Source organism: Methylobacterium phyllosphaerae (assembly GCF_001936175.1).
In the GTDB taxonomy this organism is placed as follows: Bacteria; Pseudomonadota; Alphaproteobacteria; order Rhizobiales; family Beijerinckiaceae; genus Methylobacterium; species Methylobacterium fujisawaense.
The window spans coordinates 2,955,877-2,979,795 of sequence record NZ_CP015367.1; the positions used below are offsets into that span (position 1 = coordinate 2,955,877).

Sequence of the window (23,919 nt, forward strand, 5' to 3'; positions counted from 1 at the left end):
ATACCGCGGAGCGGCCAGACAGGAACCCTGTCGAAAATTGTCCGGCGGGTGTCGCATCCAGCCGCGCGTCCGTTCCGCGTCAGGCATAGATCGAGACGCGAGCCATCGGACGGGCTTCACCGTGAAACACCTTGAAAGGACGACACATCGCCCGAAGGCGCCGACAATAGCCTGACGCTCGGTCGCTGGATCGAACCATGATCACTTCACACCCTCGCATTTCGGAAGGCGATGCCGATGGATCAAATCATCCGAAATCCAACCGCCGCAATCGAATGAAAGGCATCGGAACAAGAATTTTAGCAGAACTAAAGAGTTTTATCGGTATATTTGTTTATTTATGGGTCATATTTGGCATTCTGATCCTGCACGAGCATGCCGTCCTGTCGCGTCACGGCATCGTCTATAGATTTTATGGGCTGGCCTTCCTCAATGCGTGGATCTTGGCGAAGATCATGCTGATTGCCGAGCATTTCGACGCGCGGACAGCCGTTCGGAGCGGTCCACTGCTCTATCCGATCCTGACCCGGTCCGGCCTCTTCGCGTTGCTGATGGTCTGTTTCTACGCGCTTGAGGATATGGCAATCGGGCTCTGGCGGGGAAAGACGCTGGTCGACAGCGTGCCGATGATCGGCGGCGGGGGCGTCCTCGGCTGGGCGTCCGTCGTCCTGATCATGACCGTCGCCCTGATCCCGTATTTCACGTTTCGAGAGCTTAGCCGCGTGCTCGGCCCTGGGCGGTTGCAGGCGCTCTTGTTTCGCGACGGGAGTCACCTGGACCTGCCGGATCAGGACAAGGCCGGACGGGGCTGAAGCGCCGGATGTCGCAGCAGCCGTCACGCGGCCAGCGCGCACGACCACGCTCACCCTGGCACGGGGCGTTTCATGCGGGAGCCTCGCTCACGGACCGAAACGCGCTGGGGGAGGCCGCAGCTTCGGCTCGGACGCGTCCTGCTCGATCAAGCGATCCCGCGGAAAGCTGCCAGAATACCACCCCGCAGCCGTGAGACGGTGCGGCAAGGCTTTGCGATGGTCCGCGTCCCCCTTCTCGTGCTGGTTGCCCTGCTGATCACCAGTCCCGGCCCCTCGGCGCGTGGCGAGGGAGAGCCCCCTGCCGCGCTGGCGGTCGGAACGGTGACGGCGCAGCGCAAGGCCTTGGACAGGGCGCTGGACTTCGTCGGCCGGGTCGAGGCGGTGGGGCGCGTCGAGGTGCGCGCCCGCTTGACCGGCTATCTCGAGGCGGTCCTGTTCAAGGAGGGCGATCCGGTGAAGGCAGGGGCCCCTCTGTACCGGATCGAGCGCGATCTGTTCGTGGCCGCCGTCAGGCAAGCCGAAGGCGCCCTGGAGCGCGGCAGGGCGGCGCAGGCTCTGGCCGCCATCCAACTGCAGAGGGCACAGGAGCTGCTCGACCGGAATTCGGGGACCGTCGTTGCCCGCGATCAAGCACGGGCCGCCCTCGATCAGGCGAAGGGCGCCGTCACGGGCGACGAGGCCAATCTCCAGACCGCCCGCATCAACCTCGGCTACACGGATATCACCGCCCCCATCGCCGGCCAGATCGGCCGAACGAGCGTGACGAAGGGCAACGTCGTCGGGCCCGACAGCGGCGTGCTGACCACGATCGTCAGCCAGGACCCGATCTACGTCACCTTCCCGGTGAGCCAGCGCGAGTTCCTGCGCTACCAGCAGGGCGCGAAAAGCCCCGACCGCAGCAAGGTCGGCATCCGGATCCGATTCCAGGACGGATCGGAATACGGCCAGGTGGGACGGGTCGATTTCGTCAACATCAGCGTCGACCGCACGACCGACACGGTCCTGGTGCGCGCCGTCATGCCGAACCCGGCGGGCGTGCTGCGCGACGGGCAGCTGGTCCAGGTCGCCCTTCAGATTGGGGAGCCCGAGCAGAAGATCGTCGTCCCGCAAGCGGCGCTCATCGCCGACCAGGGCGGGGTCTACGTCTTCGTCGTCGAGGACGGGCGGGCCGTGACCCGGCGCGTCAAACTCGGTTCCGCCGGTACCGGCCCGGATGCCGTCATCGACGAGGGCCTGTCGGCCGGGGAGCTCGTCATCGTCGACGGCCTGCAGCGGGTGCGGCCCGGAATCACCGTGCAGGCGAACCCGATCGCCCAGTCGGCCGGCAGGATCTGACGCCATGGTCTCGGCGATCTTCGTCGACCGGCCACGCCTCTCGGTGGTGATCGCGATCGTCACGTCGATCGCCGGAGCGCTGGCGCTGTTCACCATCCCGGTGGCGCAATACCCCGACATCGTGCCGCCCCAGGTCTCGGTGACGACGACCTATCCCGGCGCCTCCGCCGAGGTGGTGGAATCGACCGTCGCACAGCCCATCGAGTCTCAGGTCGTGGGCGTCGACAAGATGATCTACATGAAGAGCGTCAGCGGCAACGACGGCAGCTACACGCTCACCGGGTCCTTCGAACTCGGCACCGATCCGGACATCAACGCCGTCAACGTCAACAACAGGGTTCAGATCGCCTTGGCCAAGTTGCCCGAGGACGTCCGCAAGCAGGGCGTCACGGTCAAGAAGAAATCTTCCGCGCTGCTGGGCGTGCTGGCGGTCTACTCGCCCCAAGCCATGCAGGACCCGCTCTTCATCTCGAATTACGTGACGATCAACCTGCTCGACCGCATCAAGAGCACGCCCGGCGTCGGCGACGCGACCCTGTGGGGGCCGCAGGATTATGCGATGCGGGCCTGGGTGCAGACCGACCAGCTCACCGGTCTCAACCTGACCACGGGCGATGTCATCGCAGCGATCCGCACGCAGAACGTGCAGGCTCCCGTGGGCCGGATCGGCGCACGCCCGATTTCGGACGAGCAGCAGCTCCAGCTCAGCATCCAGACGCAGGGGCGCCTGAACTCCGCGGAGCAGTTCCGCAACGTCATCCTGCGCACGAATCCGGACGGGTCCGTGCTGCGGCTCGGGGACGTCGCCCGCATCGAGCTCGGCGCCGCCAATCTCGACCGCGAGACACGGCTGAACGGGAGCCCCGCCACGGTGGTGGCGATCTACCAGTCCCCCGGCGCGAACGCCCTCGCGACCCTGAAGGAAGTCCAGGCCCGGGTCGGCGCGTTGGCCAAGTCCTTCCCCGAGGGGCTCGCCTGGAAAGTCACCTACGACCCGACCACCTTCATCACCGAGACGGTGCGCGAGGTCCGCAAGACCCTGATCGAAGCCTTCGTGCTCGTCGTCGTGGTGGTGTTCCTGTTCCTCGGCAGCCTACGCGCGACGCTCATCCCGACGCTCGCCGTGCCGGTGAGCCTGATCGGGACCTTCATCGCCCTGAAGGCGGTGGGCTACTCGGCGAACTCCGTCTCGCTCCTCGCCCTGGTGCTGGCCATCGGCATCGTCGTCGACGACGCCATCGTGGTCGTCGAGAACGTCGAGCGCGTGATGGAGGAGCATCCCGATCTCTCCCCGCGGGAGGCTACCAAGCGGGCGATGGCCGAGATCACGGCGCCGATCATCGCCATCACCCTGGTGCTGCTCTCGGTCTTCGTGCCGGTCGCCTTCGTCCCCGGCATCTCCGGCGAGCTCTTCCGGCAATTCGCGGTCGCCGTCGCGGTCGCGATGCTGATCTCGGCCGTCAACGCGCTGACCCTGTCGCCGGCTTTGTGCGGCGTGCTTCTGCGGCCGCATCAGGGTCCCCGCCGCGGGATCATGGGCGTCGTCATGCGGGCGATCGACCGGGTGCGCGACGGCTACGGTGCCGTGGTGGCGCGGATCGTGCGCTTCTCGGTGATCGGGCTCGTACTCGCCGGCGCGGCCGCCTACGGCGCGCTGCAGCTGGCCAAGATGACGCCCACCGGCTTTCTGCCCGAGGACGATCAGGGCGCCTTCTTCGTCGTGGTGCAGCTGCCCGAGGGCGCCGCGGTGGGACGCACCGCCGAGGTGGTGGCGCATGCCGAGGCGATCCTGCGGCAGGAGCACGTGGTCGCCGACACGACATCGGTGATCGGCCTCAACTTCATCGACAACTATTCGCAAGGCAACGCGGCCTTCCTGGTCGTGACTCTCAAGCCGTTCGAGGAACGCACCGGCGCTGCGGACGGGGCGGCGGCCGTGATCGCCCGGCTGAGCCGTCAGTTCCGGGACATCCCGGGCGGGACCGTGGTGCCCCTGGCGCCGCCTCCCGTCATCGGCCTCGGCACCGGCGGCGGCTTCGCCTACGTCCTGGAGGACCTGCGCGGCGGCGATCCGAAGGACCTCGCCCAGGTCGTGCGCGGGCTGATCGTGGCGGCGAACGACGAGCCGAAGCTCAACCGCGTCTTCAGCACGTTCTCGGCCACGAACCCCTCGGTGTTTCTCGACATCGACCGCAACAAGGTGCAGATCCTCGGGGTGCCGCTGGAGAACGTGTTCCAGGCGCTGCAGGCCTCGCTGGGCGGCTATTACGTCAACGACATCAACCTGTTCGGCCGCACGTGGCAGGTGCAGGTCCAGGCCGAGGCCGCCGATCGCACGCGGATCGACGACATCTACCGCATCAACGTGCGCAACAAGGACGGCGAGATGGTGCCGCTGCGCTCCCTCGCGGAAGCGCGGATCGTGGTCGGACCGCCGGCGCTGATCCGCTACAACAACCTGCGGGCGGTCACCGTGCAGGGCTCTCCGGCGCCGGGCATCTCGTCGGGCCAAGCGCTCGCCGCCATGGAGGCGGTCGCGGGCCGCACCTTGCCGGCGGGGTTCGCGGGCGAGTGGACCGACACGGCGTTCCAGGAGAAGCGGGCCGAGGGCAAGACCGCGATCATCCTCGGCTTCGCCGTCCTGTTCGCATTCCTGTTCCTGGTCGGCCTCTACGAGAGCTGGACGATCCCCGTCCCGGTGCTGCTGTCGGTCACCGTCGGGATCCTGGGCGCCTACGCGGCGATGGTGTGGGGCGGGCTCACCCTCGACCTCTACGCGCAGATCGGCATGGTGGTGCTGATCGGACTCGCAGCCAAGAACGGCATCCTGATCGTCGAGTTCGCCAAGGAGCAGCGCGATCGGGGCGTGCCGCTCCACGAGGCGGCGACCGAGGGCGCGCGCCTGCGTTTCCGGCCCGTGATGATGACCTCCTTTGCCTTCATCCTCGGCCTGTTTCCGCTGGTCATCGCCGCCGGCGCCTCGCAACTCGCGCGGCGCAACGTGGGGACGCCCGTGTTCGGCGGAATGATCGCCGCGTCCATCATCGGGATCTTCGTGATCCCGCCCCTCTACGTGCTGTTCCAGAGCCTGCGTGAGCGGGCCTGGGGCCTTCTGGGCGGGAACGGGACGCGGCACGACGCGGCGGCGGAGCCGGCCGGAACGCAGGAGCACATGCCGGCCGAGTGACCGTGCGCGGTCGAGCCGGGCAGGATGAGGAGGGCTGGGCGGTGATGGACGATGCGACGCGGGCACAGGAGCCCGAGACCGACGACGAAGCCACCGACGAGGGGCTGGCGCAGCCCAAGCTCAAGCGCAAGGCGTACGAGCGGGAACTCCGCGCGCTGCAGGTGCAGCTCTGCCATCTGCAGGACTGGGTCCGGAAATCCGGCGCGCGCATCGTCGTGGTCTTCGAGGGACGTGACGCTGCCGGCAAGGGCGGCACGATCAAGGCGCTCACCGAGCGGGTGAGCCCGCGGATGTTTCGCGTGGCCGCGCTGCCGGCCCCCTCCGACCGGCAGAAGACCCAGATGTTCATTCAGCGCTACATCGAGCACTTCCCGGCGGCCGGCGAGATCGTGATCTTCGACCGGAGCTGGTACAACCGCGCGGGCGTCGAGCGCGTCATGGGGTTCTGCAGCGACGCTGAATATCGCCGCTTCCTCGATCTGTGTCCGCGGATCGAGCGCTTCATCGTCGGCGGCGGAACGCAGCTGATCAAGTTCTGGCTCGAAGTCGGCCGGAAGGAACAGAAGCGCCGCTTCCTGGCCCGGATCGATGACCCTCTCCGGCAGTGGAAGCTCAGTCCCATGGACCTCGAGTCCTACAGTCGCTGGTACGACTACTCGATCGCCCGGGACGAGATGTTGGCGGCGACCGATATCGATGAGGCGCCCTGGCATATCGTCCGCTCAGATGAGAAGCGGCGCGCCCGTCTCAACTGCATCGCCCATCTGCTGAGCCTGATCCCCTACAAGGAAGTGAAGCGCGAGGCCGTGATCTTGCCGAAGCGCCTCAAGGACAAGGCCTACGACGACACTCTCACCAAGGGGCATTTCGTTCCGGAACTGCACTGAGGTGAAGCCGCGCGCCCGGACATCGACCCTTCAAAGCCGGGCGCGGCCTTGAACTCTTCGAGCCGGGCGATCGAGACATCGAAACGGGCCCGCGTCGCCTCGTCACGCGTCGCATCCCGCTGCGTCTGGAGCTTCAGGATCTCCGCGTCGATCTGGTCGCCGTTCAGCTCCTCGACGGAGAGGACCCGCGCGGCCAGGATCGTCACCCGCTTCGCCGTGACCTCGGCCAGCGCTCAGCAACGCGAAGAGATCCGGGAGCGCAGGTCGTTCACCCGCTGAGGTGGCGGTCTGTGTCCGCTGCTCGGTCATGATCGCCATCTCGGGGCGTCCTGAATCACACGTGGAGTTTTTCCCAGGTCAGGAAGAAACCAACATCACCCGGCATGCCGTCGGGCCAGTCGACGATCATCGCCGACAAGCCATAGCCGAGGGGGCGCAGTCGCTCGCGCCAGAACTCGTATGCCTGCCGGGGCCGCCCGGTCAGGGTGTCGGGCCAGTCCGCCTCGGCATTGTTGATGGCTCGCCCGCTGTCGGTGCACATCGCGTTCGGAAAACGCATGACCAGCAACTCGTTCTTGCCCTGCTCGGCCGCGACCCGGAGCTTGTGCAGGAGAGGCCGCGTGATCTCCTGGACCTTCTCGGGCGTGAGCTCGATGGTCTTGGACAGAGTCTTGATCAGCTCGGCCCGCGCCTGGCTCGCTTGGTCCTCGGCCTTCAGCGCCTTCATGGCTTTGGCGGCCTTCAACTTGGCCGTGTAGGCACCGAGTTCGGCGGCCGACATGAAGGTCTCGTCGGCGAGTTCGAGATCGGCCGGCGACCTGGTTCTCACGGCGTCCATGGCAAGCTCCCGTTGTTCAAAGCGCCGGCTGCGGCCGGCTGCTCCTGGGCCGAGACAACACGGCGCGCGTGCCGCGCGCGATCATCAGTTCCTCGTCCGTCGGAATGACCCAGGCGGTCGGCCCGGGCCCCCGGGTCACGCGGGGGCCGCCGGAGGCGTTGGCCGCGTCGTCGAGTTCGAATCCCGCCCAGGCGGCACCCCGCAGGACCTCCGCACGGGTGGCGGCGTCGTTCTCGCCGATGCCGGCCGTGAAGATGAGAGCGTCGATGCCGCCCAGTGCGGCGACGAGGGAGCCGAGTTCACGACCGATCCGGTAGACGAACAGGTCGATGGCTCGGCGGGCATCGGGCTCGCGCGCCGCGACGCGGCGCAGCGTGCGCATGTCGTTCGAGATCCCCGACACGCCGAGCAGGCCCGACTGCGTGTAGAGCATGCGCTCCGCCTCGGCCGGGCCGAGCTTCATCTCGCGGAGCATATAGAACACAATGCCGGCATCGAGGCTGCCGCAGCGCGTCCCCATGGGCAGCCCGTCGAGGGCGGAGAAGCCCATCGTGGTGGCGACGCTGGCGCCGCGGTTCAGCGCACACAGGCTGGCGCCGTTGCCGAGATGGGCCACGACCACGCGTCCGGCCGCCAGGGCGGGATCATACTCCGCCAGCACGGAGGCGATGTAGGCGTAGGACAGGCCGTGGAAGCCGTAGCGGCGCACGCCGCCCTCGATCATCGCGTGCGGCAGGGCGAAAAGCCGGGCGATCTCCGGTTGACCGGCATGGAAGGCCGTGTCGAAGCAGGCGACCTGGGGCAGATCGGGAAAGCGCCGCCGAAAGATGCGGATCGGCTCGAGATTGTGCGGCTGGTGGAGGGGAGCCAGCGGCACGAGGCGCTCCAGGGCCTCCAGGACCTCCGCAGTCACGCGCACGGGCTCGCAATAGGTCATCCCGCCATGGACGATCCGGTGCCCGACGGCGACCAGCTCGAAGCCGCCACTGTGCGCGCGCATCCAGGCGGCCACGTGCAGGAGCGCGTCCTCGTGGCCGAACGCCCCGTCGCTGCCGAAGTCCTCGTCGGCCACCGTCGTGCCGGTCCGATCACGGATCCGCAGATGGGGCGCTTCACGGAGCCCCTCGAACAGGCCCCGGAAGATACGCTGCGGCTCTTCGCCATCGCCGAGGGTGAAGACTTGGAACTTGAGGCTCGACGAGCCCGCATTCAGGACGAGCAGGACCGGGGTCATCGGCTAGACCTTGGGCATCAGACGCGCCGCCCGCTGCCCGGCGACGAACAGGGAGGCCACGGCGCAGGGATGGGCGACCGCCACCCGAAGCTCCGGCAGCGCCTGCGCGGCCGTGATCAGCCGATCGTCCTTCTCGTGGCGGCGCGTGTCAGACGATGGCCGTGCGGGAGCCAAAGTCGGCATCGTGAATTCTCCTGGCGGGAGAGACAGTACGCCGCTTCGCCAGCGCCCCCTTGAGCGAGATCAAGGATCAGGCGCCCTTGCTCGCCGAAGCGCACCGCAGTGTATGGCGTCAGCGGTCGCCCGCTTGATCGGCCGAGACAGCATGTGGCCCCTGTCGGCGCGCGACGCTCCGTTCAGGGGCCGTCTCAAGACCGGCCGAAGGAGCCTTGCCGGCTTGCCCCGGATCGGCGGCGGTGGCGCGGCGCGCGAAGGCTGCGGTGAGCGCGTTCGCGGTCAAGCCGTGCGCGAGGATGCTGAGGATGATGGTGGCCGCGACGGTCGTCGTCAGAGCCTGACGTCCGGGAAGATCGGCCGCGAGCACGATGACGGCGAAGACCACGCTGGCGAGCCCTCTCGGACCGAACCAGCCGATGAACAGCTTGCCGTCCGTCTTCAGTCCCATGCCCGTCAGAGCCAGCCAGACCGGAAGCATGCGGATCACGGTGAGGCTCAAGACCGCGTAGACGATGACCGCCCAGGTCAGCCGCTGCGGGACCTGCGCGATCACGACGGCCCCGAAGAGCACCCAGGTCGACAGGGCCAGGACGTCGCCGGCCCCCTCGGCCGCGCAGAGCAGCTCGTGCTTGACCACGCGGTGCCGCGCCATGCCACCGGCGACGAGGCCGCAGACGAAGGATGCAATGAAGCCGCTGCCGCCCAGAGCCTGCGCGGCCGCGAACGCCGTAAGCGCGAGCGCCACCGCGGGGAGTTGCCGCCAAGCCGAGTCGATCCAGCCGCGATTGCCGGCATAGCGCAGGGCCCCGACGCCCAGAACGGCCAACCCGCCGCCCACGACGAGACCGATACCGATCTCCGTGCCGAAATGGTGGACCGCAAGATCCAGCGGGGGCCGCCTTGGATCGGATCCAGCGGCGAGCGTCAGGAAGATCAGAAGGACCGGGACGCAGATGCCGTCATTCAGGCCGCTCTCCACATTCAGCCCTTCGCGCACCGGGCCCGGGAGGTCCGGATTCGTGACCACTGCCTTTCCGAGGGCCGCATCCGTCGGCGCCAGGATCGTCGCGAGAAGGGCGCATTCGAGGAAGCCCAATTCCGGGAACAGAATGATACCGACCAGGAAACCGAACAGGATTGTAAGCGGCAATCCGATGAGCAGGAGACGGCCGGGGATCGCGTATGAGCGTCGCAGCACGCCGAGGTCGGCTTTGGCGGCATCCGTGAACAGCACGAGGGCCAGCGTGAACTCGGCCAACCGTTGAAGAAGATGGGCCTCGGCGTTCACCGTGATGATGCTCAACCCAGCCGGCCCCGCAGCGAAACCGAAGGCGGCGAAGATCACGGCGCCGGCCAGTGGACTGCGCTCCAGAGGGACCGCCACGAGGCTGTAGGCGAAGACGAATGCGAACAGGACCGCGATGGTCTGGTACATCAACAAAACCGATGGAGCCGCCGTTGTCTTGCGACAGTGACCGTTGTCGGATTACGGTTTTGACATTCCGGAAAGCGTATTTATTGAGGACATGATTTGATCTAGGTCAAGGCGCGGGAAAAATTGTTTCGCAATTTGAAAATGACAGCGCAGGAACTGGACTTAAAAAATTTCGCGTGAAACACGATAATAAGTTTCTTTCATCAGCCTCATAAGCCAGTCGCGATCGATATTCCGGCTCCGCTTGAATCGTTTCATTTGGCAATGTGCCGCTTCAAGCGCGGTGCGGAAAAATTCGGATCGACCGCGTTTTCGACGGCGGGAGGACGGACACTCTGAGGTCAGCCCCCGCCGAGATGGCGGGAGGGCAGCCCGGATCGATCCGAATGCCTCACCGGGCCTGCGTCGGAACGCTGTCTGCCCGTAGCCAGGAAGGCGCGTCAGATGTCGCGACATCATACCGGCTGGATATGCCTGCTGGCTCTGATCGCGCTTGCGCGCACGGCAAGCGCCCAGGAGCTTCGCTCGCCGCTCATGGACCGCGGAAATTCCGTGATCCAGGAAAACGCCGCGTCTCTGATGCCCACGCTGCGCGGGCGGCATCTCTATGCCGATCAGGGTGTGCGCGTCGGGCGCGTCCGCGAAGTTAGGGTCGGGCAGGACGGAACCACGCTCCTGGCGATCGTCGCCCGCCGGCGCTTGTTGGGAGGCGGAGAGATCGGCGTTCCTGTGTCCACTCTCAGCCAAGTCGGCCCTGTGCTGACCATGCAGGGTACGCGAGACACCATTCGGGCCATTCCACCGTTGTGAGACGGGGATGGATCAGTTCTCGATGGCCATCGGCGCGGCCCGCTCGACCGAGCGCGTGCAATCGATCTTCTGTCCGGCGAAAGCAGGGCGCGACTTCGGACGACAGGGAAGCGTAGCCCGTATGGGAGGCCCATGAGCCGAAGCACGCGGATCCGGTCGATCCTCCCGGCGGCTCGGGAGGCGAAAGTTCGATCATTGCGCTGGATCAACGACTGGGACGCCGGTCTTCCGCCAAAAGGGCAATCCTGAGGGAGGGCCCTGCCGATGCGAGAGCAACTGCGCGACGCTTACAACGTGTTTTGCCGCAAGCATAAGCCTGGCCTGTGCTGCGCCGTGCGCGAGGACCGTCCGGTTCCGAGTTTCCTCGACGCGGAGAGTTGGGCATTCGGCTACACGGTCCGCAGCAAGTCGGATGGGCCGGTCAGTTTCCAGTCCAAAGCGGCCCAGGAGGCGAATAGCCGCCTCGGCTTCTATCTTTTCCACGACGTCTGCGCCTGAGCCCTGCGGAGGATGGGCACCGCCCCGGGGCGATGATCTGTGCCGACCAGGACTTTGCGGCACATCGAACGTCGTCAGATGCCGGGCGCGCATAGGACCGGCGCAATGAGAGCCGGCCATCACACCCAAGCGGCTGAGCCCAATCGCCGAGCACGGACATAACGCCGTTCGGCACCATTCGAGATGACGCACCGCTATCGGGGGGTGATCGAGACGGCCCCGTCGGCCCTGTATCGAGAGCCTGCCCCTCGGGGTTGCGCTTGAGCGTCGCACAAGCCTTGGCGGCAACGGCGCCGATCATGTCCCGTCTGCAGAGCCTTCAGAGCCCTGGCACGAGCCGGCTTTCCCACGCCCGCCTTCGTATTGAAGTCGGTCGCTCCGTGATCGCCCGCACGCCCGCAACCAGCGCGCGACGGGTCGCGATCAGGCGGCGTGGCCCTGCGCAGGGATGCCGTTTGCTTCAGACGCAGCACCCCTCAATGCAGGCCCGATCGATAGCGCACCGACGAATTCCGATAACCCACGAACAGATCCCACCGCGGGTGGGACTTCTCCGCTGAAAATCTCGAGACACCACACGGTCTGCAAGATGTCCTGTCCAGTGCAACGCGCCCGCAGATCGCAGAGACGAGCATCGAGACCCAGACCATTCTGCGCCCACGGCTTGAGACCGGCCTGTCCGCGGCGTCTGCTCGAGCCCTGGCCGACCTGACGCGCGTCCAAACCGCAGCCTCTGCCAGCGGCCTGCTTTCTGCGCCACTGCGCTCACGATCTACGGGCCCGTCCCGTCACCAACCACAACGGTCAGGATCGGACCCGTCGAGACCTCCGTGAACGGCCGTTCGAGGCTGGCGAGGAGATCCGCGATAACATCGTCGAGTTCGGAGGCTGCGGTACCGTAGAGCTGAAAGGCGCACCGGTGCGCCGCGCGCGCGGTGGGATCAGAGAGACGGGCCATGGCGGCTGCCTCGGACCGGCCTTTCTGTCGAAGCGTCGCGGCAAGCTGGCGATATAGGGCCAAGACGTCGGCACCGACGCGGGCGGCTTTGGACTGCACGACGGCCTGGTCGACGTCGGCTAAAGACGATGAAATTTTGTCTGTCACGGACCCCTCCGATTATTGTATATGCAACCGATCTAAATATTCTCGTGCTGATCGGCACCGAACTTTATTCGTCGACACTGCATCGATTGCATATCCCGAACCCGTCTGCACGCGTGCCGTCGATGGTTCGGACGAGCCGGCCGAGAGCCGTTCGAAGCCGGGCCGCTCTCTCCCGTATCAGGAGAGTCTTCTGTTAGACGATCGACGTGCAGGTCTTCGGCGCGAAGCGCCACGATCTCTGCAACTGCGCCTGCAGGATGAGGCGCACATGCGCCGTGCCCGTGCCCGTCCACCCCGCGCGCTTCCCCGCCCCGGCCTCACCCTGGGCTGCGCTGGATCGACACGTCGACTTGCGCTGCCGCGGCGGAATGGCTGGGTGCGGGCAGATACTCCGGAGGGGGCCTGTGTCGGCTCGGCGCCATGATCAAGAGTTCTCCTCGCGGCGGAAGAAGACGGGTCTCGTGCGAGAAGCTGGCCTGAGCGCCCTGCGGCGCAGATCGCTTGAACAGCCGCGCCGGGTCGCAACTCGCAATCGCTGCATCCTTGATCATGATACCACAGCTGAGCATTGATCTCTCTCAATATACTGCGCCGCCGCCCACCCGTCGGATTCAGACGAGCCGGCAGCCTGAGCCCCGCGACATCGACCGACCGACAGGCCGACCGACCGCTCGGAATGCATCCGATGACCGCGCCGGCCGACCGCGCCGAATGGATCTGCGACAGCCGGAGCTGAGCCCGGAGCGCGAGACGCGCGAGATTGGACGGCGCTCATCACGGCCTTGCCCGCAGCCAGGTTCGCCGACACGCACCGGCGGGACGCGCCGGCAGATCCGACTGAACCCGGCAGCATTCTATTGACGCGATTCATGGATTGGGTAGAAATCCCGAACCCATGTCGGATATCAGATCGATTGCGCCCAATCTTTATTGCCTCTCATCATGGTTATATCTGGTCCAATCTCGGTCTCCACGTTGACTGATCATCCGCGTGGCCAGCCTATTGGCTGGGCGCACGGCCATCGTGCCGACGACACTTCAGGAGCGAGCCATCGCCGAGGAAACGTCCCTGCCAGAGCGCTCGCGTATGCGCATCCTCGCGAGCCTCATCGCGGCCACCGTGTTGCTGCCCCTCGCAATCCTGCTGCTCGGACTCTGGCAGGGCCAGCGCGGAACCGACGATTGGAGGGAATTCGCGACCGAGCATGACCGCCTCGCCGCGGCTGTGGCGGATCTGGAGGCCCGCGCTCCCCGGGACGGGCGCCCCGATTTCCGCCTGCAGTTCCGCCACGACGGCCACCTCTATGGCGGCCCCTACGCCGTGGTGAAGGCGCGCGAGGCCCGCGACGAAGCCGGCACCCTCGCTGCGGTGATGGATTGGCGCCGCATTCTGCCGCCGGTGGCGGTCCTCGGTGGCGGCATCGCGGCAACGCTCTCCCTGCTCGTCCTGGTCGTCGGCGGTGTGCTCGGGCAGGTCGGACGCACCTCCCGCCAGACGCTGGTTCATGGCTTTTCGCTGGTGCGGCGGCTGCTCCCCGTCGTGCTCGCCGCTCAGATCGTCGCGGCGACCGCAGGCTTCGTCGCCATCGTTCTCTTCGAGGCAGGCTTGCTCATCCAGGGCGGCTTCACCGGCGGGGGCGCAAAGCTCCTGGGCCTCGCGGCCGCTGCGGCCGGCGGCACGATCATCGCCGCGGGGGGCGCACTGATCGGCCTGCGCCAAGCGCTTGTTGCCTTCGAGCCCGAGCCTCTGCCGATCCTCGGGCGCCAGATCGCGCCGGCGGAAGCTCCGGGTCTCTGGCGCCTCGTCGAAGCGATTGCCGATCGGATGAGCGCGCTCAAGCCCGAGGCCCTGGTCGTCGGCCTCACCGAGGGCTTCTTCGTCAGCGCGGGTCCGGCTGTACTCGAACCGGGCGGCACGCGTCTCGAGGGCCGGATCCTCTACGTACCGCTTCCCTATCTCGCCCTGATGCGCGTGGACGAGACGGCGGCGATCATCGGGCACGAACTCGCTCACTATGCCGGCGGCGACACCGCCTACAGTCAGCGCTTCCTGCCGATCTACACGGGCGTCGGGCGTTCCCTCGATGCGCTCCTGGAGCGCGAGCGCGGCGGTCTCGGCCTGCTCGGACCGTCGGTGCGGCTGGGCCTGTTCGTGATGGAGCGCTTTCACCTTGCCGTGCGCCATTGGAGCCGGAAGCGCGAATTCGCCGCCGATGCAGCCGGCGCGGCTGCGACCTCGTCCGCCGCCTCTGCCCGGGCGCTCCTCCGCTCCGGCGCCGTGCGTCCGGGCATCGTGGACGTTCTGGGGACCGCTGCCGCTGCGCCGGCCGCGGCTTCCTCCGATCTCGTGGCGGCGGCTCTCGACCGGGCGATGGCGCGCGGCCTCGACGACCCGGCAGCGCGTCTCGAAGACGGACAGGCCCACCCGACCGACACCCATCCGCCGACCCGCGAGCGCATCGCGGCCCTCGGCCTGGCGGTCAATGCGGACCTGCTGACGGCCGCTGGAGCCCCGCCTCCGGCTCGCGCCCGCGAACAGCTCGCAGCCTATTTCACCGATCCGTCCGGCCTGTGCCGGGCCGCAACGCAGGACTTCCTTGGCGCAGTCCAGGCGCGCGAGGCAGCCGCGCGCGCCCATCTGGAGGCCACCGCCGCGGAAGTCGGTCCCGAGGATCGGGTGCTGCGCGCCAGCCACCGTGCCCGCGGCCTCGCGTTCGCGGTGAGTGGCGGCTTCTTCGCCGCCGCCGCGCTGCCGCTCGCGCTGGTCCGCATCCCCGGCCTGTCGCCTTACGAGGCCCGCACGATTCTGGTCGTGATGCTGGCCCTTGCTGCTGTTTTCTGCGTTGCCGGCGCCTTCGTGCTGGCGCGGGGGGAGCCGATCACATTGATCCTGAGTCCGACCGGGCTGACGGCGCCGGGCCTCGACCGCGTGATACCCTGGGCGGCCATCGCGGATCTCGACATGACGCTGAGCCGCGGCGGGATCGCAATGCGGCTGTTGCTGACGCCCGGCGCCGACTGGCCGAAGCGGGTACCGGGCCGGCACGCGGTGAAGCTCGACCCCAAGCGCCGCATCGTGACCCTCACGGTCGGGCTGCCGCGCAAGATGAAGCCGCAGGATTTCGCCGATCTGATCGCCCGCTATCAAGCGGCCCATCAGGCTCGCCGCCTTCTGGCCGAACGTGCGCCGATCGCGACCCCCGCCGTCCCTCTCGAAACCCATCCTGCTTGAGGATCGCCATGACTCCCCCTGCGAAGACAGAGGCCGAGGAAACCCTGCGGCTGCCATCGGAGCGCACCAGCTGGACCGTGATCTTCGGAGTGCTGTTCGGCTTCGTCCTGTTCAGCGGCATCCTGGCAGCCAGCGCGCTCTACACGGCGCCTGTCTTGATTTCGGACTGGCAGGTCCGCGAGACGGCGCAGCCTGTCCCGCGCGCACGGGTGGCAGATGGCAAGTGCAACGCCAAGCTCGTCATCCACATCTGCAATGCGACACTGACGCTATCCACGCCTCGGGGCAGCACGACACGGCGGGTGAACTACGTCTTCTCCGGCCCGCAGGCCGCCAATTTCGACCTCGTGGTGATGGCCGACCCGGCGCGGCCCGATATCGTCACCACAAATCTCGGTCTCGACCGGTTATGGAATCGGACCATCACCCTTCTCGTGATCGATGGAGCCATCTTGGCCTGTATCGTCGGAGCGTTGGTGTCGATCATCCGCAACGGGCGCGCGGCCTTCCGGGTCGCCATGTGACCGGCAAACCGCTCGGCCGAACCACACCGGGCGATCAGGGGGGCTGCCGCTGCGCAAGCCGTCGACGGGACAGGATGCTTGTCTTCGCCGCGGCGGATGGCGGCCTCCGGCTGCGAACGTCGAGCGGACGCTTCCGCCGCGCATCACGGCGGACAGGTGGAGCGACAGACCCGGACAGACCCGGACAGACCCTCATTGAAACGTATGGTCATCCAGTATTAATGCACATAAAACGAATTTGTTTAAATATTTTTGACGGACGGGCAGCCTGCGCAGCCAGTCTTAAAATCGTAAAGACAGCGTAGAATTTTCCTTCGACCCGATCCGGGCTCGGGTACGGCTCATGTCACGCGAAGGGTGAAATCTCGTTCGTGAAGGTCATATTGACGGGCATCTTTTCCGTCAGGACCCTGCGCCGCGCAGCAAGCAGGGGTTTGAATAGGGCATTGCTCTTCAAGAATGCGCCGAGCTTCGAGCCGGACACGAAAATCGTGGACTCGAACGGCTTCAAGGCGACAACATTCGGTGAAACCACGCGACCGCGTGTGAGTGCGCCGTTCTCGAAGAAATAGTTCCAGTTGTCTGACGTGACCACGACGGGTCGATTGACGCGCAGGATTCCCTCGGCGGCCTCCCGCGTGATCACATAGGCTGCCGTGGAGCCGAGACCGCTCATCTGCATGGGCAAGCACAAGCGGTGATTGCCGATCGGCACGGCATCGACGGTACTGAAAACCCCGATGTTCTTCGGCCAGTTGAACATCAAGACGACATCGCCCGGTCGAAGGGCGGCCTCGATGCCAGCCACGATCCCGTGGATCTGCGGCGGCAGGACGACGTCATCCTCGACGATGAGCGCATACGGCAGATCGCGGGCGATCAGGCGTTCGTAGGCGGCCATGTGGGACATCGCACAGCCGATCTGCCCAGGCGACAGATGAGGCGGGGGCGGAACGCGCGGATCCGGGACCGCGCCCTCGTACCCGGCAACCTCGAAATCCGGCCCCCAGGCTGCGGCGAGATGACGGGAGATGTACGCGTGCCGTTCCGGAAAACGACGCAAGGAAATTCCAAAACAATACATCGTGTTCACCTCTGTGTGGTGCCGGCTCACGAGACGGGGGGCCGACGGAGTTCGTGCCCGCGTCCAGGCCCCGCCGCCACAGTCAGACACGGCTCAAGCCCGAAAGGCCGCACGCCCATGAATCATCCGCCCCGCGACGTTCCCTGACCCCATGACCGGCAAGAGCGCCGCGAACAGGAGTTGGTGCAGACCGTGATTGATGAAGAGCGGGCATTCCAGGCAGATGAGGACGCAGAGCTGGCTCATGAACAGGATCGGCCAAGCCTCCACATATCCGGACGAGCGCGCGAAGTGCGCGATAACCCGGCGCCCCATATCGAGGAATGTCACCGTAAAGACGATGAGACCGACGATGCCGAACGCGACGATGGCGTCGATGAAGTTGTTGTGGAAAAACCAAAGCTTTTGCTTGGTCACGAAATGCAGATATGCGGCCGTTGTGAGCGGGCTGTCCCAGTAAGCTCTGTATCCGACACCGATCAGCGGCTCGCGCCAGAATTGATCGAGTCCGAACTGCCAGAGGATCGTACGGCCCGTCAGCGTCCTGTCCTTGCCGAGGTCGGAGAGCAGGCTCGCCGAGATGTCTGCGCCTCGCGCGGCGAGCACGACAATGCCAATGCCCGCGAGTGCGATGACGAGGCCGAGGCAGAAGCCCGTCACGTGCTTGCCCTGCCGCCACGCGAAGATCGCGGCAAGGGGCGCCAGTCCCACCATCGCCGCCACCAGCGCCGTGGCCGAGTGGGTTGCCACGAGAAGCGCCAGCGCGAGGCCGAACCCCACAGCGGTGAGGAGTCGGTTCCAACCCCGGAGGAACAGGCAGGCTGCGCACAGGATCTGCAAGCTCGCCATGGAGCCCAGAACGTTCTTATGTGAATAGATGCCGGCCCAGTCGCCGTTCATCCCGCGTGTGAGGCTCGGGGCCACGACCGTGAGGATGGCCGACAGGATCTGAGCGAACAGAAGACCCAGGAAGACAATCCGGATAATGCGCGACAGACCCATCGTGGTGCGCAGCGCAATGCCGGCCACGATGGTCGCGAGCAATTGCAATCCGTAATAGGCCGAGAGGCCGGGTGTCAGGGACCACAGAGCCGACACGATCGCCAGGAGCGGCCAAGTCAGCAGCAGCAACCGACTTCCGAACAGGGTCGCGGCAAGGTCGCGGCGCAGGACCAGGAACACCAGGGCGGCGAGATCGGCACAGGCCCAGATCAGCCTTTCGAGACCCGGCAGCTTGATCTGCTCGCCGATCACGGGCGCGAAGACGAACAGGGCGATCCACGGGATGGCGGCGACGCCGAGCTTCGGCATGGCATCGGTCGCGCCTTCGTCGCGCGCCGCGCCGTTCCAGCGAGGACCGACGCCGGACGGGCCGAACGGTGACCACGCCACGCCCGCCGCATGTCCGGTTTCGAGGGTGGCCAAGTCGCGTGGAAACGCCATCGTTCGATCTCGGGTCCCCGGATGAGGCGGTGCCATCTCGGACGCGCGAGCCCTCTACGGCCCGACGCAGCCGCGGACTCGGCCCCTCGCGATCCGACGCTAGCCCGACCGATGCGGGCGCTGAACTCGGCCAAACGAGGTAGGGGCGGCTCGCGCGGCGGACGCCTCCGATCGACCGAACCGACGCCGGATCACGCTCCGGCAGCACCGCCCGAGTTACGATGCCGCACCCAGGCCCGGCGGGGCGACCCATGCGCGCCCCCCTGCGACGAAGGTCTGTTTTCACCAGCTCGGGGCACGTCAAACGCGCAGATGTCCCGATCGGACCCGACCGTTTTGAAGATCTTAGACAATCGGCACGGAACTCATGGGACGATTAGGCACTTGGACGTTCGTTGAATCTTGGAGGAGCGTTTGATGAAGGTCTCACGTCTGGCGGGCGCGGTTGCGCTTCTGGCCGTCGCTGCCGGTCCCGCTTTCGCGGCCCCGTGCAGCACTGGAACCACAAAATCGAAGACCCCTGATCAGCAGGCTTCCAACCCGAACAGCTCCGATGTCGACAAGTCGAGCAAGAATCTGGCCGGCGGCCAGCAGCCCGCCTCGCCCGGCACGGTCGGCGCCATGAACAACGCCGGCGCGACGCAGACCGCGGATCGGCAGGCCCCGACCGATGCGGGCGCGAAGTCGAAGTCGACGGACCCGGCTGCCGCGAATCTGGCCGGTGGCCAGCAGCCCGCCTCGCCCGGCACGGTGGGCGCCATGAACAAGGCCGCTGCTGACAGGCAGACCGCTCCGGTCTCCGACGACGGCTGCTGATCCGAACCGTACCCTTTCCCGCTCTATGAAAGCCCGCTTCGCAGTGTCGAGGCGGGCTTTTTCGTTCCTGTCCTCCGGCCGCGGCGAACCCGGGCTCCCGATCGAGCGATCCGGTTTGAACCGGCCAAGTTCGGGTGTATCTGGCATCGAAACCGGGTAGATTCGGCAATCGAGGTTAAGGGAGGAGTGCGACGTGGGTGGTCGCCGGGCGATGCTGCTCATCGGAGGGATGGTGCTCGCCGCGGCCGGTCTCGCCGTCACGCCACCGGGCCAAAGGCTGCGGGCGGATGCGGGCCCGATCATCGCGGAGATGCGGGCGCGGGCAACGGCGCTCGTCCCCGATTGGCGCGATGGTCCACCTGCAGCGGCACAGCTTCCGGCGCCGCGCACCGCCGTCGAGGATGGACGGACGGTGGTGCGGCTGACGGCAATCGAGCGCGCGCGGATCGGGCTCGTGGCCGAGTCACGGCCGGCCGTGCTTCACCGGCAGGAGCTGACCGCCTACGGCAGCGTCCTCGACCTCGCCCGGATCACCGAACTCACCAACAGCTATGCGGGCGCCGTCGCGGCGCTCCAGACGGCGCGCGCCCGTGTCGAAGTCTCGGCCAGTGCTGCCCGCCGGGCCCGTAACCTGGGCGCCGGCGTGGTGGCGGTGGCGCAGATCGAAACCGCCGAGGGCACGCTCCTGACCGATCAGGCGTCGATGACGGTGGCGGAGTCGCAGTTGCGGACGCTCGCCGCCACGGCGCGCCAGGAATGGGGTTCGGTGCTCGGCAAGGCGATCATCGAGCGGTCTCCGCTGGTGACGCGCCTGATCGAGCGGACCGATTTCCTCATGCAGGTCACCTTACCGCCCGGGGAGACGCTTCCCGAAGCGCCGCAGGCCGCCTTCGCAGAGGTGCCGCCCCAGAGCGCGCGGGTTGCCCTCCGGCCGGTCTCGCCCGCGACGCGGACCGATCCGCGGATCCAAGGGCAGAGCTTCTTCTACCTGGTCTCCGGCGAGAGCGGCCTCCTGCCCGGCACCAGCACGATGGCGTTCCTGCCGGCGTCCCGCGCGGTCAAGGGCGTCCTCGTGCCGGAGGATGCCGTCGTCCACGGAGAGGGCGGCACCTGGGTGTATCGCGGCACCGGCGACGGCGCCTACGTGCGCCATCCGGTCCGGCCGGATGCCCCGATGTCGGCCGATGCCTTCGTCGTCGAGGACCTGCCGGACGGCAGCGAGATCGTGCTGCGGGGGGCGCAGGCGCTCCTCTCGGAGGAGATGAAGAGCCGCATCCGCGTCGTGGGCGACGACGATGACTGAGCCCTCCCCTGCAGCCGGCCGCGGCGGTTTGCAGGCCGCACTCGTGGGCTTCGCCGTCCGCCTGCCGCGGGTGGTCCTCGCGCTGGCCTGCGCGGTCCTGGTCTTCGGGCTCTACGTCCTCGCGGGGGCCCGGTACGATGTCTTCCCCGAGTTCGCGCCGCCGACGGTGACGATCCAGACCGAAGCACCGGGCCTCGATTCCGAACAGGTCGAGGTGCTGGTCACGCAGCCCGTCGAGGTGGCAGTCGGCGGCCTGCCGGGCCTGGAGACCCTGCGCTCCACCTCGATCCAGGGCCTGTCGGTGATCACCGCGGCGTTCAGGCCCGGCAGCGACGTTGACCGGATCCGCCAGCGGGTCAACGAGCGTCTGGCGGCGCTGGCCGGCCGCATGCCCGACGGCGTGGCAGCCCCCGCCATGACCCCGCTCACCTCTTCGACGCTCACCGTCCTCCTCGTCGGGCTGACCGCCGAGGCCCGCGACGCCATGGACCTGCGCCAGATCGCGGAATGGACCGTGCGCCGGCGGCTCCAGGCGGTGCCCGGCATCGCCCAGGTCTCGCTCTATGGCGGCGGCGTGCGCGCCTTGCAGGTTCAGGTCCGCTCCGACGACCTGATCCGCTTCCAGATCGGCCTCAACGACGTCCTGGCGGCCGCCCGAAAGGGGACCGGCGTGCGCGGGGCGGGCTTCGTCGACACGCCGAACCAGCGTGTCCTGCTCCGGACGGAGGGGCAGTCCCTCACGCCGGAGGCGCTCGGACAGATCGTGCTGCACAACGACGGCGGGGCGAGCGTCGTGCTCTCGGATGTGGCCACCGTCACGGCCGCCCCGGAGCCGGCGATCAGCGCGGCCCTCGTGGACGGCAAGCCCGGCGTGCTGCTGATGGTCGGCGCCCAGGTGGGCGTCGACACGCGCGCCGTGACGGCCCGCCTGGAGGCGGCCCTGGACGAGCTGCGCCCGGTTCTGAAGCGCGAGGGCGTGAGCCTGCGGGCGGACCTGTTCCGGCCTGCGAACTTCGTGGATGTCGCCACGGGCAACGTGATCCAGGCGCTGGCGCTGGGCGGCGTGCTGGTGATGATCGTACTCCTCGTCTTCCTGGCGGATTGGCGGGCGGCGGTGATCAGTGCAGCGGCGATCCCGCTGTCGCTGATCACCGCCGCGCTCGTTCTCCAAGCCTGGGGCGAGAGCCTCAACACGATGACGCTGGGCGGGCTGGCCCTTGCCATCGGGGAGGTGGTCGACGACGCGGTGATCGGCGTCGAGAACGTCTCCCGCCGCCTGCGGGAGGCGCGGGGCGGACGGCGCAGCATCCCCCGCGTGGTTCTGGCCGCGATGCTCGAGGTGCGGACGTCGGTCGCCTACGCGACGCTCGCGGTGATCCTGATGTTCCTGCCCATCCTCGCGTTGACCGGCGTCGCCGGCCGGCTGTTCGGTCCGCTGGCGCTGGCCTACATCGCGGCGGTCGTCGCCTCGCTTCTGGTCGCGCTCACGGTCACGCCGGCCCTCGCGATCCTGCTCCTCGGCAGTCGTTTGACGCGCCATGCGGGCGCCGCTCCGCCCGACCCGCCGGTGGTGCGCTGGAGCCGGGCGGCCTATCTGCGGCTGCTCGCCGGCATCGGGCGGGTGCCGCGGATCGCCATGGCCGGCGCGCTGCTGGTGACCCTTGCGGGGGCCGCCATCCTGCCGACCCTCGGAGCGGTGTTCCTCCCCGACCTGAAGGAGGGACACATGATCCTGCACATGGTGGCCATTCCCGGCACCTCCCTGCAGGAATCGCAGCGGCTCGGGACCCTGATCACCGGCGATCTGAAGGAGATCCCCGGCGTGCGCGCCGTGGCGGCGCAGATCGGGCGCGCCGAGGCCGCCGAGGATACCGCCGGGCCGCATTACAGCGAGATCCACATCGATCTGGAGCCCGGCCTCGACGGGGCTGCCCAGCGCCGCGTCGAGGCCGGCATCCGGACGCTGATCGCCGGCTTCCCGGGGGCGGCCTTCTCGCTCAAGACCTTCCTGACCGAGCGCATCGAGGAGACCGTCTCGGGCTTCACCGCACCGGTCGTGGTCAACGTGATCGGCAGCGATCTCGACCGGATCGAAGCGGCGGCCCGCTCGGTCGCGCAGGAACTCTCGGAGGTGAAGGGCGCCCGGGACGTCCAGCAGGCCTCGCCCGCCGGGCTGCCGCAGGTCACGGTGGCGCTGCGCCCGGTGGATCTGCGGCATTGGGGCCTCGATCCCGTGGAGGTGCTGGAGGCGGTGCGCACCGCCTACCAGGGCGACACGGTGGGCCAGACCTATCGCGGCAACGCCGTGTTCAACGTGCTCGTGATCCTCGACGCACGCGTGCGGGATCGCCTCAGCGCGGTGGGGGACCTGCCCCTGCGAGCCCCCGGCGGGCGCTATGTCCGCCTGTCGCAGGTCGCCGACGTCTACGAGAGCGCCGGCCGATACCAAGTGCAGCATCTCGGAGCACAGCGCGTGCAGGCGGTGACCGCCAACGTCGCCGACCGCGATCTGGCGGGATTCGTGGCGGCGGCCAAGCGCAAGATCGCCCGCGAGGTTCGGCTGCCCGAGGGGGTCTACGTGACCTTCTCGGGCGCCGCCGAGGCCCAGGCGGCCGCCCGCCGCGACCTCCTCGTCCATGCCGGGCTCGCCGGCTTCGGGATCGTGGTGCTCCTCGCCATCGTGACCGGTTCGGCGGCGAACCTGCTGCTGGTGCTCGTCAACCTGCCCTTCGCCTTCGTGGGCGGCGTGGCCGCGGCGGCGCTGACCGGCGGGGTCTTGTCGCTCGGCTCGATCGTCGGGTTCGTGACCCTGTCGGGCATCTCGCTGCGTAACAGCGTGATGCTGATCGCCCATTACGAGCAGATGGTCACCCGGGACGGGCGATCCTGGGACGCGGCCACGGCGGCGGAGGGCGCCGCGGACCGGATGGTGCCGATCCTGATGACCTCCCTGGTCACGGGTCTCGGCCTGCTGCCGCTGGCGCTCGGCGCCGGCGAGCCCGGCCGTGAGATCGAGGGCCCGATGGCGCTCGTGATCCTCGGCGGCCTCGTCACCTCGACGGTGCTGAACCTGCTGATCCTGCCGGTGCTGGCGCTCCGCTTCGCCCGGTTCCGGCGCGTGGATCCCGCGGATCTGGAGCTGACCGCGATCGGGTCCTGACGGCGGGCCGATCCGGCCTCGCGCCGCAGGTCGCCGCTG

At 67.7% G+C, this 23,919-nt stretch carries 19 protein-coding genes; 11 read left to right on the forward strand and 8 right to left on the reverse strand.

Features of this window, described 5'->3' with window-relative positions:
* Positions 1 to 197: 197 nt before the first annotated feature.
* From MCBMB27_RS13380 to ppk2, 4 genes are all read left to right on the forward strand, one after another.
* Positions 198 to 812: a hypothetical protein gene (locus MCBMB27_RS13380; RefSeq protein ID WP_075380656.1), complete on the forward strand. Its 615-nt coding sequence runs from the start codon at positions 198 to 200 to the stop codon at positions 810 to 812.
* Positions 813 to 1,028: 216 nt separating this feature from the next.
* Entirely contained in the window at positions 1,029 to 2,147 is a 1,119-nt protein-coding gene (locus tag MCBMB27_RS13385; RefSeq protein WP_075380657.1) for an efflux RND transporter periplasmic adaptor subunit, read from the forward strand.
* Between the two features lie 4 nt (positions 2,148 to 2,151).
* Positions 2,152 to 5,334 (forward strand): efflux RND transporter permease subunit, encoded by a 3,183-nt coding sequence (locus MCBMB27_RS13390; protein ID WP_075380658.1) that lies wholly within the window; start codon positions 2,152 to 2,154, stop codon positions 5,332 to 5,334.
* Positions 5,335 to 5,378: 44 nt separating this feature from the next.
* Positions 5,379 to 6,221 carry a polyphosphate kinase 2 gene (gene ppk2, locus MCBMB27_RS13395; protein ID WP_075380659.1) on the forward strand — a complete coding sequence of 281 codons (843 nt, stop codon included), beginning with the start codon at positions 5,379 to 5,381 and terminating at the stop codon, positions 6,219 to 6,221.
* Here the strand turns inward: ppk2 and MCBMB27_RS30365 are convergent.
* From MCBMB27_RS30365 to MCBMB27_RS13420, 5 genes are all read right to left on the reverse strand, one after another.
* Positions 6,173 to 6,427 (reverse strand): F0F1 ATP synthase subunit epsilon, encoded by a 255-nt coding sequence (locus MCBMB27_RS30365; RefSeq protein ID WP_174695257.1) that lies wholly within the window; start codon positions 6,425 to 6,427, stop codon positions 6,173 to 6,175. The genes ppk2 and MCBMB27_RS30365 overlap by 49 nt on opposite strands.
* Positions 6,428 to 6,555: 128 nt before the next feature.
* A complete protein-coding gene (locus MCBMB27_RS13405; RefSeq protein ID WP_075380660.1) occupies positions 6,556 to 7,059 on the reverse strand; it encodes a hypothetical protein in 504 nt (167 codons plus the stop codon).
* 16 nt (positions 7,060 to 7,075) lie between these two features.
* Entirely contained in the window at positions 7,076 to 8,293 is a 1,218-nt protein-coding gene (locus MCBMB27_RS13410) for an acetate/propionate family kinase (RefSeq protein ID WP_075380661.1), read from the reverse strand.
* Positions 8,294 to 8,296: 3 nt separating this feature from the next.
* Positions 8,297 to 8,476, reverse strand: a complete 180-nt coding sequence (locus MCBMB27_RS13415; RefSeq protein ID WP_075380662.1) for a hypothetical protein — start codon at positions 8,474 to 8,476, stop codon at positions 8,297 to 8,299.
* A gap of 109 nt (positions 8,477 to 8,585) precedes the next feature.
* Complete coding sequence (locus tag MCBMB27_RS13420; RefSeq protein WP_075380663.1) at positions 8,586 to 9,905, reverse strand: cation:proton antiporter domain-containing protein; 1,320 nt, start codon at positions 9,903 to 9,905, stop codon at positions 8,586 to 8,588.
* Between the two features lie 444 nt (positions 9,906 to 10,349).
* Here MCBMB27_RS13420 and MCBMB27_RS13425 point away from each other — a divergent pair, with 444 nt between their 5' ends.
* A complete protein-coding gene (locus MCBMB27_RS13425) occupies positions 10,350 to 10,715 on the forward strand; it encodes a hypothetical protein (RefSeq protein ID WP_075380664.1) in 366 nt (121 codons plus the stop codon).
* Positions 10,716 to 10,979: 264 nt separating this feature from the next.
* On the forward strand, positions 10,980 to 11,213 hold the full coding sequence (locus MCBMB27_RS13430; protein ID WP_043385796.1) for a hypothetical protein: 234 nt from the start codon (positions 10,980 to 10,982) through the stop codon (positions 11,211 to 11,213).
* Positions 11,214 to 11,985: 772 nt separating this feature from the next.
* Here the strand turns inward: MCBMB27_RS13430 and MCBMB27_RS13435 are convergent.
* The gene (locus MCBMB27_RS13435) at positions 11,986 to 12,318 is read right to left on the reverse strand and encodes a hypothetical protein (RefSeq protein WP_075380665.1); all 333 of its coding nucleotides are present in this window, start codon (positions 12,316 to 12,318) and stop codon (positions 11,986 to 11,988) included.
* Between the two features lie 1,087 nt (positions 12,319 to 13,405).
* Here MCBMB27_RS13435 and MCBMB27_RS13440 point away from each other — a divergent pair.
* Both MCBMB27_RS13440 and MCBMB27_RS13445 read left to right on the forward strand, forming a co-directional pair.
* Positions 13,406 to 15,550 carry a M48 family metallopeptidase gene (locus MCBMB27_RS13440; protein WP_236952966.1) on the forward strand — a complete coding sequence of 715 codons (2,145 nt, stop codon included), beginning with the start codon at positions 13,406 to 13,408 and terminating at the stop codon, positions 15,548 to 15,550.
* A complete protein-coding gene (locus MCBMB27_RS13445; RefSeq protein ID WP_236952967.1) occupies positions 15,547 to 16,074 on the forward strand; it encodes a hypothetical protein in 528 nt (175 codons plus the stop codon). The genes MCBMB27_RS13440 and MCBMB27_RS13445 overlap by 4 nt, the downstream gene beginning before the upstream one ends.
* 346 nt (positions 16,075 to 16,420) lie before the next feature.
* Here MCBMB27_RS13445 and MCBMB27_RS13450 read toward each other — a convergent pair whose 3' ends face one another.
* Both MCBMB27_RS13450 and MCBMB27_RS13455 read right to left on the reverse strand, forming a co-directional pair.
* Complete coding sequence (locus MCBMB27_RS13450) at positions 16,421 to 17,107, reverse strand: glycosyltransferase family 25 protein (protein WP_374701326.1); 687 nt, start codon at positions 17,105 to 17,107, stop codon at positions 16,421 to 16,423.
* Positions 17,108 to 17,251: 144 nt separating this feature from the next.
* Complete coding sequence (locus MCBMB27_RS13455) at positions 17,252 to 18,601, reverse strand: O-antigen ligase family protein (RefSeq protein WP_236952969.1); 1,350 nt, start codon at positions 18,599 to 18,601, stop codon at positions 17,252 to 17,254.
* Between the two features lie 417 nt (positions 18,602 to 19,018).
* Between MCBMB27_RS13455 and MCBMB27_RS13460 the strand changes: the two genes are divergently transcribed.
* From MCBMB27_RS13460 to MCBMB27_RS13470, 3 genes are all read left to right on the forward strand, one after another.
* Positions 19,019 to 19,417: a hypothetical protein gene (locus MCBMB27_RS13460; protein ID WP_043351879.1), complete on the forward strand. Its 399-nt coding sequence runs from the start codon at positions 19,019 to 19,021 to the stop codon at positions 19,415 to 19,417.
* 193 nt (positions 19,418 to 19,610) lie between these two features.
* Entirely contained in the window at positions 19,611 to 20,720 is a 1,110-nt protein-coding gene (locus tag MCBMB27_RS13465; protein WP_170861883.1) for an efflux RND transporter periplasmic adaptor subunit, read from the forward strand.
* Positions 20,713 to 23,880, forward strand: a complete 3,168-nt coding sequence (locus tag MCBMB27_RS13470) for an efflux RND transporter permease subunit (protein WP_053610601.1) — start codon at positions 20,713 to 20,715, stop codon at positions 23,878 to 23,880. The genes MCBMB27_RS13465 and MCBMB27_RS13470 overlap by 8 nt, the downstream gene beginning before the upstream one ends.
* The last annotated feature ends 39 nt before the right edge of the window (positions 23,881 to 23,919 follow it).